This window comes from Binatus sp. (SeqCode) (genome assembly GCF_049584895.1).
In the GTDB taxonomy this organism is placed as follows: Bacteria; Desulfobacterota; Binatia; order Binatales; family Binataceae; genus Binatus.
Genome location: NZ_JBAUYR010000118.1, coordinates 36,685 through 51,231, shown reverse-complemented (window position 1 = coordinate 51,231; position 14,547 = coordinate 36,685). Strand labels below are relative to the sequence as shown.

Annotated in this window: 14 protein-coding genes; 11 read left to right on the top strand and 3 right to left on the bottom strand. The window is 59.9% G+C overall.

The features are described 5' to 3' along the window. On the top strand, positions 1-828 hold an 828-nt coding region (locus WB650_RS20520; protein ID WP_423961848.1), incomplete at its 5' end, for a hypothetical protein. 12 nt (positions 829-840) lie between these two features. On the opposite strand, the gene WB650_RS20515 is transcribed toward WB650_RS20520, so the two are convergent. Next, positions 841-1,482 carry a helix-turn-helix transcriptional regulator gene (locus WB650_RS20515; protein WP_422305662.1) on the bottom strand — a complete coding sequence of 214 codons (642 nt, stop codon included), beginning with the start codon at positions 1,480-1,482 and terminating at the stop codon, positions 841-843. Positions 1,483-1,587: 105 nt separating this feature from the next. Between WB650_RS20515 and WB650_RS20510 the strand changes: the two genes are divergently transcribed. Then, a complete protein-coding gene (locus WB650_RS20510) occupies positions 1,588-3,348 on the top strand; it encodes a Rieske (2Fe-2S) protein (protein WP_422305663.1) in 1,761 nt (586 codons plus the stop codon). Positions 3,349-3,360: 12 nt separating this feature from the next. Continuing rightward, positions 3,361-4,419: a questin oxidase family protein gene (locus WB650_RS20505; protein ID WP_422305664.1), complete on the top strand. Its 1,059-nt coding sequence runs from the start codon at positions 3,361-3,363 to the stop codon at positions 4,417-4,419. Here the strand turns inward: WB650_RS20505 and WB650_RS20500 are convergent. After that, positions 4,412-5,092: a class I SAM-dependent methyltransferase gene (locus tag WB650_RS20500; protein WP_423961845.1), complete on the bottom strand. Its 681-nt coding sequence runs from the start codon at positions 5,090-5,092 to the stop codon at positions 4,412-4,414. The genes WB650_RS20505 and WB650_RS20500 overlap by 8 nt on opposite strands. A gap of 72 nt (positions 5,093-5,164) precedes the next feature. Next, positions 5,165-5,419 (bottom strand): hypothetical protein, encoded by a 255-nt coding sequence (locus tag WB650_RS20495; protein WP_422307339.1) that lies wholly within the window; start codon positions 5,417-5,419, stop codon positions 5,165-5,167. A 542-nt stretch (positions 5,420-5,961) separates the two neighbouring features. On the opposite strand from WB650_RS20495, the gene WB650_RS20490 reads away from it, so the two are divergent. The 8 genes from WB650_RS20490 to WB650_RS20455 all read left to right on the top strand — a co-directional run bounded on the left by WB650_RS20490 (position 5,962) and on the right by WB650_RS20455 (position 14,540). Next, the gene (locus WB650_RS20490; protein WP_423961842.1) at positions 5,962-7,059 is read left to right on the top strand and encodes an amidohydrolase family protein; all 1,098 of its coding nucleotides are present in this window, start codon (positions 5,962-5,964) and stop codon (positions 7,057-7,059) included. 577 nt (positions 7,060-7,636) lie between these two features. Beyond that, positions 7,637-7,894 carry an amidohydrolase family protein gene (locus tag WB650_RS20485; protein ID WP_422305092.1) on the top strand — a complete coding sequence of 86 codons (258 nt, stop codon included), beginning with the start codon at positions 7,637-7,639 and terminating at the stop codon, positions 7,892-7,894. A 463-nt stretch (positions 7,895-8,357) separates the two neighbouring features. Continuing rightward, complete coding sequence (locus tag WB650_RS20480; protein WP_422305094.1) at positions 8,358-8,990, top strand: hypothetical protein; 633 nt, start codon at positions 8,358-8,360, stop codon at positions 8,988-8,990. A 74-nt stretch (positions 8,991-9,064) separates the two neighbouring features. Then, a complete protein-coding gene (locus WB650_RS20475) occupies positions 9,065-9,502 on the top strand; it encodes a hypothetical protein (RefSeq protein WP_422305096.1) in 438 nt (145 codons plus the stop codon). Between the two features lie 15 nt (positions 9,503-9,517). Continuing rightward, on the top strand, positions 9,518-9,757 hold the full coding sequence (locus WB650_RS20470; protein WP_422305098.1) for a hypothetical protein: 240 nt from the start codon (positions 9,518-9,520) through the stop codon (positions 9,755-9,757). Between the two features lie 144 nt (positions 9,758-9,901). Continuing rightward, the gene (locus tag WB650_RS20465) at positions 9,902-10,099 is read left to right on the top strand and encodes a hypothetical protein (protein ID WP_423961840.1); all 198 of its coding nucleotides are present in this window, start codon (positions 9,902-9,904) and stop codon (positions 10,097-10,099) included. 134 nt (positions 10,100-10,233) lie between these two features. Continuing rightward, on the top strand, positions 10,234-11,379 hold the full coding sequence (locus WB650_RS20460) for an efflux RND transporter periplasmic adaptor subunit (RefSeq protein WP_423961838.1): 1,146 nt from the start codon (positions 10,234-10,236) through the stop codon (positions 11,377-11,379). After that, entirely contained in the window at positions 11,376-14,540 is a 3,165-nt protein-coding gene (locus WB650_RS20455) for an efflux RND transporter permease subunit (protein WP_423961837.1), read from the top strand. The genes WB650_RS20460 and WB650_RS20455 overlap by 4 nt, the downstream gene beginning before the upstream one ends. The last annotated feature ends 7 nt before the right edge of the window (positions 14,541-14,547 follow it).

The window sequence follows — 14,547 nt, the reverse complement described above, 5'->3', positions numbered from 1 at the left end:
GTCCTGCTCGTCGCGATCGCGTTGATTGTCACCGCGGCCGTTTCCCACGCCGTCGCGCACGACATGGACGACATGGACTCGGGCAGCGACAGCGGCGGCACCGGCGCGATGGGCCAGATGGGCGCGCACATGAAAATGAGCGACCACATGACGATGACCGTGTCGCGACCGATGACGCCCCACGACACCCAGCGCGGCGAACAGATCGTCGCGACGATGCGCGCGAAGCTCGCCAAGTACGAGGACTACAAGGTTGCGATCGCAGACGGATACTTGCCTTACATGGAGTCGGTGCCGCAGGACGTCTACCACTTCTCGAATCGAGAGGCGACGGCTTCCGAGTACATGGGCGATTTTGATCTCGCGCGCCCCGGCTCGCTCCTCTACGAAAAGAAAACGTTCGGTGGATACAAGTTGGTCGGTGCGATGTACGACGCGCCGGCCGGGGACACTCCCGAGCAGCTCGACGCGCGGATCCCGCTGAGCCTTTCCCATTGGCACGCGCATACCAACATCTGCCTGCCGAAGGGCGTGACCGAAGAGGACGTGATGAATGGCAACGTAGCCGCCAGGATGCGTCCGGATATTTCTTCGGCGGCTCGTGCACCGGAGGAGTTTGGTCGCGGCAGCGGCGCTGGTGATTCCGTGCGGATGCGCGTCGGCTATCTCGCTGATCCGCGCTTCGGCTTCACCGGCACGATTTCAAATCAGGCGGACTGCGAGGCGGCGGACGGAAATTTTCACAAGCAGATTTTCGGCTGGATGATCCACGTCTATCCGTTCGCGAGTGACGATCTGAAGGTTGCGTTCAGCCTCGAAGCGCCGTAACACCCCCACCCGCTAATCCGCCGCCGGCGTGATCCTATATGCGCAGCGGCGCGCCCCCGCCAGAATATGATCGGTGCGCTCGACCTGCGCCTTGTCGCCGAGCACCGCGCGGAACAGCGACAGCTCTTCGCGGCATAAACCCTGACACGTCGATGCCGCCGCGCAGATCGGACAATGATTTTCCGCCAACAGCATCGAGCCATCGGGCATCCGCGTGCATTCGGCCATGTATCCCTGCTCGCGGCGAATCTCGGCCAACGCCTGCACGCGCTTTGCGATCGAAGTCCCAGCCGGGCGAAGCCGTGTGCGATATTCGTCGATCTGGCGGCGAGTTCTCTCGCGCAGCAGCTTGTCCATTCCGGCTTCGCCGAATGCCGCGCGCATGGCGGCGATGATCTCGACCGTCAGGTCGCCGTGCGTGTCGGGAAAGCGCTCAGCCGCGGCGCTGGTCAATCGCCAGACGCGCGCCGGCCGCCCTACCTTGCGCCGTTCGTCGGTAAACTCAACCAGACCTTCCAGCTTGAGGCGATAGAGATGCTGCCGCACCGCCATGGCAGTCACGTCCAGACGACGCGCGACTTGGGCCGCCGTTTGCGGTCCCCGAGTCTTGAGCTGGAACAGAACGCCTTCCTCGGCGCGGGCATCGTGCTGCATGACAATCGATGGTACCGGCCTCGAATTATTAGTCAAGTTCGAGCTTGACTTAGTTTATAAAGCGAGTACTTTACCAATTATTCGAGAATCGAGGAGGGCGCATCGATGAATTCGCAGTCGATCGAATCCGCCAATCGCACTTACGTTCGCGCCGCATCGCTCGCCGATCTGCCGGAAGGCGACCGCACGACCGTCAACCTCGACGGTCACGTGATCGCACTGTTCCATACGCCCAAGGGAATCTTCGCGGTCGACAATCGATGCCCCCACATGGGCTTTCCACTCGATCGCGGCACCGTTAAGGATTGCATCCTCACCTGCCACTGGCATCACGCGCGCTTCGACCTGCATAGCGGGGGCGCATTCGATCCGTGGGCGGACGACGTGCGCGCATTCCCGGTTAAGGTCGAAGGCGGTGACATCTGGATCGATCTCGCACCGCGCGGCGACTCGCACCGGCACCGCGTCGAGCGCCTGCGCGACGGCATCGAGCGCAACCTGTCGTTGGTGATCGGCAAGTCGGTGATCGCGATGCTCGACGAAACCGGCGACGCGCGCGAAGCGTTTCGGATCGGACTCGAATTCGGCACGCACTACCGGCGCGACGGATGGGGCGCCGGCCTGACGACTCTCACTTGCATGATGAACCTGCTGCCGCATCTGCGCGTCGAGGATCGCGCGCGCGCGATGTTTCACGGGCTGTGCTCAGTCGCCAACGACTCGGACGGGCATCCGCCACGATTCGAGATGCGCCCGCTGCCGGGGATTGGCGCGAGCCTCGCGGAGATCAAGCGATGGTTCCGCAGATTTGTCGAAGTACGCGACACCGATGGCGCCGAACGATGCATAGTGTCGGCCGTGCGCACGGGAGCCACGCCGCGCGAAGTCGCGGATATGATGTTCGCGGCGGCGACCGACCATCGCTATCTCGACGGCGGCCATACGCTCGACTTCACCAACAAGGCGTTCGAGGCGCTCGATCACGCAGGATGGGATCTCGCTGAGCCCGTGCTCGCCAGCCTCGCGCGCGGCTACGCGACTGGCACTCGAATGGAAGAATCCAATTCGTGGCGCAATCCGGTGGACCTCGTCGCGATTCTCGAGACCGCATTCGAGACGATTCCCAAGGCGCTCGATCTCGGCCGGCGTTCGCATCCCAACTGGTCCGATCGAAACGCTCTCGTGGCGGTGATTCTCGGCGATGATCCTCAAGCTGTCGTCGACGCAATGCTTGCGGCTCTGCGCGACGGATGCGCGCCCGCGGATCTCGCCGGTGCCGTTGCATATGCTGCGTCGCTTCGGATCGCGCGCTTCCCCACCAGCAACGAGTTTGGCGATTGGGACACCGCCCATCACAGCTTCACGTTTGCCAACGCGGTTCATCAATCGGTGCGCCGGGTCGATTCGGTGGAGTTGGTTCGCGGAATCTTCGACGGTGCGATGACGGTCTACCTCAATCGATTTCTCAACGTGCCGGCCGCGAAGCTTCCCGAGACGAACGGCAATGGAAGAAGCGCTGCGGACAGGCTCGCGGAATTGCCCACCCTGCTCGATCGGCAGCAGCAGGTGAATCAAACGGGCACGCTCGTTGCTGAATACCTGGCCGCCGGCGGTGAACCCGGCGCGTTGCTCGCCACTCTTGGCAACTCCTTGTTGCGCGAGGATCGCGACTTCCACGCGATCCAGGATATCGAGGCCGCGTTGCATCAGTACTCGATCCTGAAGGGAACTTCCGCGGCTGCGCACGTGCTGATCGCGACGACGCGCTATTTGGCTGCACACGCTCCGACTGTTCGCGCGCAGGCGCAGACCTATCAGATAGCGCTGCGGTTGAATCGCGGCGAGCACGTCTTCGACGAAAATTGAAGGTCGATGAAAATGAACCCCACTGATTACTCCGCTCTCGATGAAACACTTGAAGCCATGGCGCCGATGGGTCCAGACCTGAGCAACGGGCTTTCCAATCATGCGCCGATGGCGATTGAAGCGATGTGTGCGATGCAGCGCGGCGACGCTGTCATGCCGTGGTTCGAGAGCTATCGACACTCGCTAATGCCGCGGCGTGCACGAGTCGCGCGTCTCACCGACGACAATTGGCGCCTCGCGATTGGCGACCAACGTCGCACTGAGGATTGGTTCGAGTTCTTTCGCAATGAACTCGAAGAGCACTCATGGCCCGAAGTGCTGGACACCTGGGCCGCGCGGTTGGCGCCGGGGCTGATGGCGGCCGCGACGCACGGCTTGATTCGCACCGGCCACGCGACTCGCGCGCTAGCTCTCGAGGACAACAATCCCGCGCGTCGGCGCGAACTGGCCGACGGGCTAGCATACTGGGCCGCCGAATACCTGCCGCTTCCCGCTGAGCGGCATAGCCCTGCGCGCGCGATGCCGTCACAGGCGATAGCTCGCGTGCAGACGATTCCGCCCGAGATACGCCGTGGCAACTTCGGGGCTTTCACCGACGCGTTCGCGCAGCTCGACTCCTTCCGGCCGTTCAAGGATACGCTGGACGCGGTCGATCCGTCCGGCGATACGACTGCATTCCTTTCCGATCTGACTGCGACCTTTGCGCGCGTCTTTCTGGTTAACGCGCACGACACCTACACGACCATCGCATTCGTTCACGCGATCACCGGCCCGTCCGCTCTGCGTCCTTTGATTCCCCACCTGCGAGATAAGACTGTGCACGCTTCGCTCGCGTACGCGTGGCAAACTGCGGCTGCGATGTACGCGACTTTCGGCACGCGTACAGACCTATCGCGCTACGATGAGGTCAAGGTCGGGAGTAAGGATGAACTCATAGATCGTGCGATAGCATGCGGCGACGAGCACGCGATCAAATTCACTGAGGTTTGTTTACGCGAGCATGCGATCAAACCCGACTCTGTCTTTCTCGCGGCCGCGGCATACGCGACTCGAATGCTGAGCGCTACTTGATTCCGCAGTAAACGGCGAAGATAAGGTTCTTGTACGCGCAGTCGATGTCACGGAACCCTGCCGCTCGAAGCCATTCGAGCTGATCTTCCAGCGTCGCCGCGCGATCGAACTTCATCCGCTCGAGCGCGGCCGTCAGATCGCGATCGTCAACCCCAAGTTCGCGCACTCGCGTGACCCATCGGTCGTGATGGAACTTATGCCGCTCCGGAGTCGCGCATCGAAACTGCTCGGCGTTGACGAATACGCCGCCGTCGTTGAGCGCGCTGTAGATTCGATCGAACAGCGAGCGTTTTTGCTCGTCACTCAGGTGATGTATCGACAGCGCCGAGACGACCGCGTCGTATTTCTCCTGGATCCGATCGACGCCGTAGTCGGAAACCTCGAAGCGGAAGCGCTCGCCCGCCAATTCGAAGCGTGCACGTGCGCGCGCGAGCATCTCGTTCGAGATGTCGACCATGGTGATTCGCGCATTGGGGAAACTGTACGCGATGAATGCCGCCATCAGACCGGTGCCGGCGCCGAGGTCGAGAACCTTGAGCGTGCTTTCGCGCGGGAAGCGGATAAGATCGATCGCCGCGCGGTAGAAGTCGTCGAATCCGGGCACCAGACGGCGTCGCGTGCGGTCATAGTCTTCCGCCGCAAGATCGAACGCGTGTTGTACTGAATTCGCCATCTGAAGATTGTGCGGACGCGACGGTCGTGAATCAACCGCACACTTTTAGACGGCGCTCGAAACGCCGTCCCGCTATTTGCCGAGTTTCGTCATTCCTTTCTTTCTGCGTTCGGCCCATCGCTTCTTCATGAGCTCGGACAGCCGCTTGCGACCTTCCGTGCTGATGCCGCCGCGCCGCCTTCCGGTGGTGGTGCTCGCCTTAGGACCAGGTTTGCGGCCTCGGCGCTTGCCGGTAGCAGGAGATCCAGCGCCTACCAAGGCAGCGATCGCTTTGACCAGCCGGTCTCTTTCTTTCTTCAAGTCTTCAACAATCTTATCGATTTCCAATTGAGTACTCCTCCAGGTCCCCGGCCGCTGTAGTCTGAATAGTAACTTACCCTGATAACTATAATTGCTGGAGTTACTAGTAATTGCAATTCTATAAAGCTAGGTTTGTGCGACGCCTCAAAAAAGCTCGACTGCCACCCCAAACCTTGTCCTAGGTCTCGCGGCTACGGCCTTGCATGTCCGTGGCTCAGTAGCTTGGTCGGTAATGAGTCCTCTGGTACCACCTGGTCCTTGTTCTGGCGCCCTATGACTCTTCCATTGACGATTACCGCCTCAATTCCTCCCGCGTCCGCAGCCAGCCGATCGTGATTCGCCGGAAAATCGAACGCGCGGCGCTCGACGCTGGCGCGACAGTGCCCGTGATGTCCGCCGGGAATACGCTCGGGCCCTCGACATTCCAGACCGATCGGTATGTTGCCGCCGCGTTGTAAATTCCGCGATGGTCTAGTAATACAAATCTCAGCAGTTATCATTTTTTCAATTTTCGCTGAAAAACCCGGTCAGGATTTCGCGCCGCAGCGAAGCCAATCGAGAGACGTACGATGCAAAAACCAATCATCTCAGCCGACTCTCACATAACCGAGCCGCCGAACACCTACATTGATCGAATCGATCACAAGTATAAGGATACCGCGCCGCACATGGTGCATGACGAGAAGCTGGGCGATGTCTTTATCGTCAAGGACTTCCCGCGTCCGATCAACGTCGCGCTGGCCGCAGCCGCCGGCAAAGCCGCGAGTGAACTAAAAACGACAGGCGCAAAGTTCGAAGAGCTGCATAAGGGCGGATGGGATCCAAATGCGCGGATGGCCGACCAGGATCGCGACGGGGTCGCGGCCGAAGTGATCTACCCGACGGTCGGTATGATCCTCTGCAACCATCGCGACTTCGATTACAAGAAGGCATGCTTCGACGCTTACAACCTCTGGATAGGCGAGTACTGCGCCGCGTATCCCGATAGGTTGATCGGAACCGGGCAGACTGCGATGCGATCGGTCGAAGAAGGTATCACCGATCTGCGCAAGATGAAGGAGCTCGGGCTGAAGGGCGTCATGATGCCCGGCAATCCTGCGCTCGAGGACTACGACAGTCCTATCTATGCGCCCTTTTATGAAGCCGCGATCGATCTCGAGATGCCGCTGAGCTTTCACATCCTGACCAGCAGCAGCGACAACTTCCAGACGCGCGGGCCTAAGCTCAACAGCTTCCTGTCGATCATCCGCGGATGCCAGGACATCATTGGCACTTTCGTGCTCGGCGGAGTTTTCGAGCGCCATCCGAAGTTGAAAGTCGTATGCGTCGAGGCGGACGCTGGATGGGTGCCGCACTATATGTACCGCATGGATCATGCATATGACCGGCATCGCTACTGGCTGCCGGCCGGCACGCTGAGCAAGATGCCCAGTGAGTATTTCCGCGAGAACGTATACACGACGTTCCAGGACGACTACGTGGCGTTCCAGGTGCGCGATCTTTGCAACATCAAGCGCCTGATGTGGGCCAGCGACTTTCCGCATAGCGACTCGACGTGGCCGTGGTCGCAAGACGTCATCAGCAAGCACACGGTCGGAATGACGGCGGATGAGAAGAACCTGGTGCTGCACGACAACGTCGCGGAACTGTATCATCTGAGCATCTAGGGCACTCTGCGGCGTCGCTGCGGGCGTGATTCTGACTGACCGAATAGACCGGAAAGAGCCAATTCATACCCTATGCTGTGGTTTGGGATGGGACGGCTACCACCGGTAGGTAGTGGGTCAGTTTGAAATCGACGGGATCTGGTGGGACGGGAACGGGACGACATAGTGGGATGCCGGACTAGTCCGGACCAGACTGGACCTGGTCGGACGCACGTTCGTATTCGTGGCGGCGGCCGAGGGTGGCGGCGTTCTTAAAATCTCGTCCGAGGTCTTACATGAGCCCGAAAGACCGCGCACCCACCAGGCCACTTTCATGCCCGGATTCATGTTGTAGTAGTGAGTCTGTTCTTGGGACAGTACTTGTTCGCACTCCTGCTTCGTGCGGAACGTTCCTGCCCATTCATAGAAACCGTGCCGATCTGGGCTCGTGTCTAACAACAAAGCGCAATATAGAAGCGCGAGCGTGGCTGCGTGGCTGGGTTTCATTGCTCTTCGTCCTTCTGGCTCGCTTTCCATTCATCCACGATTCGCACCATATCATCAATCGACCACAGAGTCTCAGTGACGCCAGCGGCCATTGCGGGCGTTACTCTGGTCGTCGGATGGATTCCGCGAGAACGTGTACACGACGTTCCAGGACGACTACGTGGCGTTCCAGGTGCGCGATCTTTGCAACATCAAGCGCCTGATGTGGGCCAGTGACTTCCCGCATAGCGACTCGACGTGGCCGTGGTCGCAAGACGTGATCAGCAAGCACACGGTCGGAATGACGGCGGATGAGAAGAACCTGGTGCTGCACGACAACGTCGCGGAGTTGTATCATCTGAGCATCTAGCGCACTCTGCGGCGTCGCTGCGGGCGTGGTTCTGACTGACCGAATAGACCGGAAAGAGCCAATTCATACCCTATGTTGTGGTTTGGGATGGGACGGCTACCACCGGTAGCTTCGTTCCGTCAAAATTAATTTTGCTGGAAGCGGGAGTCGCCCGACTTCGGCCGAGCGCAGCGGGCATGCGTACATCCTGGCGGTTGACCATACAGCAGTCTTAGCGCGGCAAATCCAACGGGGGTAAGGATGAACAGTTCATCCCTGAACAGAATTGGATGCGGCGACTCGGAACCGGTATCGGCTTCGCGTGCGCGAAGCTGTCCGAGGTCCCTTCGAGGGGCTCAGGGGAGGCTCTTCTCTGCGCTCCTCGCTTCGGTCGGGATGGCAAAGCTCGAATCGGTGCCGCGTCGCCGGATAGTGGTCAGTTTTGAGCGAGGGTGGGTCTTCCCTCTGATAATATCCTAAGCGCATGAGCCGATTCAGATTTCGAATTCTGGAGTTGAGGGACAGCACGCCGCAAGAATGGTTGCGCGTGTGGGATGGCCGGTATCAGGAACATGACGAGAAAGAGTACAGGGATTTGATTGGGAAACACGAGTCGCTGTCAGCCGAAGATTTTGTACGAATCGGCAAGTGGAAGGATGGCGCAAAAACACCGCGTCTGTGGAAGCCCAACGTTGCTCATGTGGCCTATCCAATTTGGATGGAGGCGGTTCAGAAATTGCCAAAATGCCCGGAAGAAAGCGACGTGGAAGCTTTTTTGAATTATTGGTCCGGCAGAATGTACACGGACAAATTTGAAAAAGGTGGACGGGTGGTGGAGAAACCCTTCGGGGTGCCCCGCGCGACCACACTACTCCACTTCATCAGCGGAGGGCATTTCCCTATGATTGACTCGCGGGTAAGGAGAGCAATCGCTCGACTGCGCAACGACCAGGCTCCGAAGAACACTGTTCGCTGGTATCTGGATTCATTCCGCCCACTCTTCTCGGAGCTCGCCGCTCTCTGCAAGACGGAGGGCGATCCGCGCACGTTGGACAGGGCACTCTTCAGCTACGGCTCGAAGGCACTTTCGTCGGAAAAGTTTTCATTTTCAAACTGACCTGCTTACCCGTCGCCGCGATTCGTGGCTTCGTGTTTGCCGCCGATATAGATCTAACTTGCGGGAGGCACAGCATGACTTCCAACACGCCTCGATGGATCGTTCCTGTTCTTTGGATTCTTGCCGCAATCCATATCGTCAATGGAATTGAGATGTTCTTCTTTCCTTCGGCGTGGTTCTTCAAGCTGGTGCCGGGAGTGCCTGAGACGGGACCGTACAATATGCACCTGGTGATGGATGGCGGGACGTTTTTTCTCGCGGTCGGTGTGGGACTGGTAGCTGCTGCGCTGAATCCACGCCGCAACGCGATCGCGGTGGTAGTCGCCGCGGTTGCCGGCGTGATGCATTCCGCTTTGCATCTATACTCTCATGCGGCGGGATTGCTCTCGACTGAGCATCTTGTGACCGAGGTACTGGGTATCTACATTCCGGCGATCTTACTAATCGCGATTACTGCTATCCTATATAGTCAGTCGGATGAAACTCGCGCCGCCACTGCGCGGGCCGCATAGCGGGAGTCTATTTCAATGCGTATCGAGCCTCTCGAAGAAAATCGGATTAGCTGGATGCTGAAGCCGTTGACCTGGATGATGAAGCGCCAAATGGGCAAGGTTCTCACTCCATTTAAGGCGTGGGCGTACCGGCCGGGCATCACGTTCACGATGGCGATATTCCAGCAATCGATTGAGAGCTCGAAGGTTACCCCGCAAGCGCTCAAGCGGATGGTTTGCCTGCGCGCGGCGCAGATGATCGGCTGCGTCTTTTGAATAGACATCAACGCTGCCGGTGGCAGCCGAAGCGGACTTAGCGAAGAGAAGCTCGCCGCACTGGCGGAGTACGCTGAGAATCCGCTGTTCAGTCCGGCAGAGCGCGCCGCGCTGCGCTACACAGAGGAGATGACGCTGGAGTCGGTGGACGTTCCCGATGAGGTTTTCGAGGAACTCAAGCGCCATTTCAATACGGAGCAAATCGTGGACCTGACTGCGACTATCGCGCTCGAGAATATGCGCGCGCGATTCAATCGTGCGCTGCAAATCGAAAGCGATAGCTTCTGTAGACTGCCAGCGCATCACCCGGCCTTGGCGTCGGATGGGGCTTCCGTGAAATAGCTTAGAACTGACTGGGAGCGCGGTTTCGGTCGACAATCCATATTTTCCTCGACTCGCGCCAGCCTGATAGTATCCGCGACGTTACCTGCGGGGCCGTAACTCTGTCCCGGCGGCATGGTTATTCTGGTCGAGAATTGAAAGGCAATCTCACGTTGAAGGATTGGTGCGCGACCGCTCTTGTTACGACGATCGCACTGATTGCGATGGCAGGATGCTCGCACGGTCCGGCCGATACTTTCGGCGAGCACGAGGCGGTGCCGATTCTCGCGGCCAAGGTCGTGCAGAAGACGGTCGCCGATACGATCCGCGCGATAGGCCGGGTCGAGGCGTTCTCGACCGTCGATATAAAAGCGCAAATTAACGGCCAGGTCATGCAGGTGCATTTCCGCCAGGGACAGGACGTCAAGCAGGGCGACCTGTTGTTCACGATCGATCCGCGACCGTTCCAGGCCGCGCTGCAACAGGCGCAGGCGAATCTCGCCAAGGACCGCGCGCAGTACCGCGAGGCCGCCGCCGACGAGCAGCGCTATTCGACGCTGCTCAGGCAGGGGGTCGGATCGCGCCAGCAATACGATCAGGTCGAGGCAACTGCCGGCGCGCTGTCGGCTTCGATGGCGGCTGACGAAGCCGCGGTGCAAACAGCTCGATTGAATCTCGAGTACACCGAGATTCGCGCGCCGATCGACGGCCGCACGGGCGACTTGCTGGTTCACGCCGGCAATCTGGTGAAGCCCGACGCCGACACTGCGATGGTCGTCATCAACCAGGTGCATCCCGTGTACGTCGCCTTCGCGATTCCCGAGCAGAAACTGCCGGACGTGCGCGAGTTCATGGCGGAGCACAAACTCGCGGTGCAGGTGTCGCTGCCCGAGCAGCAAGGCCCGATCGAGTCGGGAGAGCTCAGCTTCGTTGATAACAGCGTCGACGCGAAGACCGGCACGATAAATCTCAAGGGAGAGTTCAACAACACCGACGCGCGCCTGTGGCCGGGCGAATTCGTCAATACTACACTCGTACTGCGCGAACATCCCGGGGCAATCCTGGTGCCGTCGCAAGCGGTGCAGACCGGGCAGCAAGGTTCGTTCGTTTTCGTGGTGCAGCCCGATATGAAAGCCGCGATCAGGCCGGTCGTCATCGGAGAATCGATCGACAACCAGACCGTCGTAACCAGCGGGCTCAAGCCGGGCGAGACGGTCGTGACCGACGGGCAGCTCAGGCTGATTCCCGGCGCGACGGTCACAATCAAAAGCGGATTGAGCGAGAACGGCGCCGCGTCATGAATATCGCTGAAGCATTTATTCGCCGCCCTGTCATGACGACGCTGAGTTCGCTCGCGATCGTCCTGTTCGGCCTGATGGCCTATCGATATCTGCCGGTAAACGATCTGCCCAACGTCGATTTTCCGACGATCGTCGTGAGCGCAAGCCTGCCGGGCGCCAGTCCCGAGACGATGGCGTCGTCGGTTGCGACCCCGCTCGAGAAGCAGTTTTCGACGATCGCGGGCCTGGACTCGATGACCTCGAACAACATCCTGGGCTCGACCAACATCACGCTGCAATTCAATCTGACGCGGAACATCGACGCCGGCGCGCAGGATGTGCAGGCGGCGATCGCGGAGACGCAAGCCGAATTGCCGCCCGGGATGCCGAGTCCGCCATCGTATCGCAAAGTCAATCCGGCGGATCAGCCGATTCTCTACATGGGACTCAGCTCGAGTACTATGCCGATTTCGCAGGTCGACGAGTACGCCGAGACTTACCTCGCCGAACGCATCTCGATGGTCAGCGGCGTCGCGCAAGTGCAGGTGTACGGATCGCAAAAGTACGCGGTGCGAATTCAGCTCGATCCCAAGGCGCTCGCGACGCGCGGCATCGGCATCGACGAAGTCTCGACCGCGATACAGAATGCCAACGTCGATATGCCGACCGGCACGCTGTACGGCCAGCATCAGGCGTTCACGGTCGACACCAAGGGGCAGTTGACCAACGCGGCGGCGTATCGGTCTTTGATTGTCGCCTATCAAAACGGTTCGCCGGTGCGGCTCGACGACGTCGGGCGCGTGCTCGACAGCGTGCGGGACGACAAGACCGCGGGCTGGGCCAACGGCGAGCCGTCGGTGGTGCTGGCGGTACAGCGTCAGCCGGGGACGAACACGGTCGAGGTGGTCGACAACGTCCTGCGGCTGATTCCGGCCTTTCAGTCGGAAGTCCCGGCGGGGCTGCATATCATCAAGCTCGGCGACCACGCCGAAACTATTCGCGCGTCGGTGAACGACGTCCAGTTCACGCTGCTGCTCACGATCTTCCTGGTCGTGATGGTGATCTTTCTGTTCCTGCGCAATCTGTCCGCGACGATCATCCCGAGTCTCGCGCTGCCGATGTCGATCATCGGGACGTTCGCTGTGATGTGGATGCTCGACTACTCGCTCGACAATCTCTCGTTGATGGCGATTACGCTCGGCGTCGGGTTCGTGGTCGACGACGCGATCGTGATGCTCGAGAACATCGTGCGCCACATGGAGATGGGCAAGGACGTGATGACGGCGTCGCTCGACGGCGCGAAGGAAATCGGCTTCACGATCCTTTCGATGACGTTCTCGCTCGCGGCGGTGTTTATCCCGGTGCTGTTCATGGGCGGCATCCTGGGGCGCCTGCTGCATGAGTTCGCAGTCACGATCGGCGCCGCGATCCTGGTGTCGGGCTTCGTGTCGCTGACCTTGACGCCGATGCTGTGCTCGCGCTTCTTACGCCCGCCCGGCAGCGAGCGGCACGGCAAATTCTACGCCGTCACTGAGCGCTACTTCGATCGGATGCTCGACGGCTATCAGCGCAGCCTGTCGTGGGTGATGCGTCATCGGCGCGCGACCATGTATTTTTCCGGCGGTTTGCTGATCGCGACGGTCTACATGTTCTATGCGATCCCGAAAGGATTTCTGCCATCCGAAGATGCCGACCAGTTGATCATTTTCACGCTCGCGGCGCAGGGAATCTCATACGACTCGATGGTCGAGCATCAGCTGGCAGCCGCCAGCCTCATCAAAAATGATCCAAGCATCGATAGCTATTTCGTCAGCGTCGGGTCGGGCGGCCCGGGCGGATCCAGCAATTCGGGAATCATATTCCTGCATCTCAAGCCCGCGTCGCAGCGCAAGCTCAGCGCCGATCAGTTGATTACGAAGTGGCGGCCGGTGCTGAACAGCGTCCCGGGGCTGCGCGTATTCCTGCAGAATCCGCCGCCAATTCGGATCGGCGCGCAATTCACGCGCAGTATGTACCAGATGACTCTGCAGAGCCAGAATACTGGGACGCTCTATAAGTACGCGCCGATGCTCGAGTCGAAACTGCGGCAACTTCCAGATCTGCGCGGCGTCAACAGCGACCTGCAAGTCGAGAATCCGCAGGTGAGCATCGACATCGATCGTGACAAAGCGCACTCACTGGGAATCTCCGCGGGCGCGATCGAGGACGCGCTCTATGACGCCTACGGCGCTCGCCAGATCTCGACAATCTACGCGCCCAACGACGAGTACTGGGTAATCATGGAGGTTGAGCCGCAATACCAGGCCGAGCCGAGCACGCTGTCATTGCTGTACGTGCGATCATCGAGCGGGTCGCTGGTGCCGCTCGACACGCTGGTTAAATTCACGCGATCGCTCGGGCCGCTGCAGGTTAATCATTCGGGACAATTGCCGTCGGCGACGATTTCTTTCGACGTCGCGCCCGGCGTTTCGCTCGGTAAGGCGCTGTCCGAGGTGCACAAGCTGGCGGCGTCGACTCTGCCGGACAGCATCACGACCGACTTCCAGGGCACCGCACAGGCATTCGAGTCGTCGCTATCGGGACTTGGCGTGTTGCTGATGATGACGATTCTCGTCATCTACCTGGTGCTCGGCGTGCTCTACGAAAGTTTCATCCATCCGATCACGATTCTCTCCGGCCTGCCCTCAGCCGGTTTCGGCGCGCTGATGACGCTGTGGCTGTTCGGGATGGAGCTCGACCTGTTCGCGTTCGTCGGCGTGATCATGCTGGTGGGACTGGTCAAGAAAAACGCAATCATGATGATCGACTTCGCGCTCGACGCTCAGCGTACCGAAGGCAAGTCGCCGGCGGACGCGATCTTCGAGGGCTGCATCATCCGCTTCCGGCCAATCATGATGACCACGATGGCGGCGCTGATGGGAACCTTACCTATCGCAATAGGACTGGGAGCCGGCGGCTCGTCGCGCCGCCCGCTAGGTGTGGCTGTCGTAGGAGGGCTGTTCTTCTCGCAATTCCTGACGCTCTACATAACTCCCGTGTTCTACACCTACATGGAAGCATTCCTCGAGCGTTACAACGCGTGGCGCGAAGGCCGACAGATTGCGCCGGCACTCAAACCAGCGACCAAACAAATCCCGACCGCGCAAGACTCGGAACCGGCAGACGGCCGCCTCGCCTCCTAGACACACC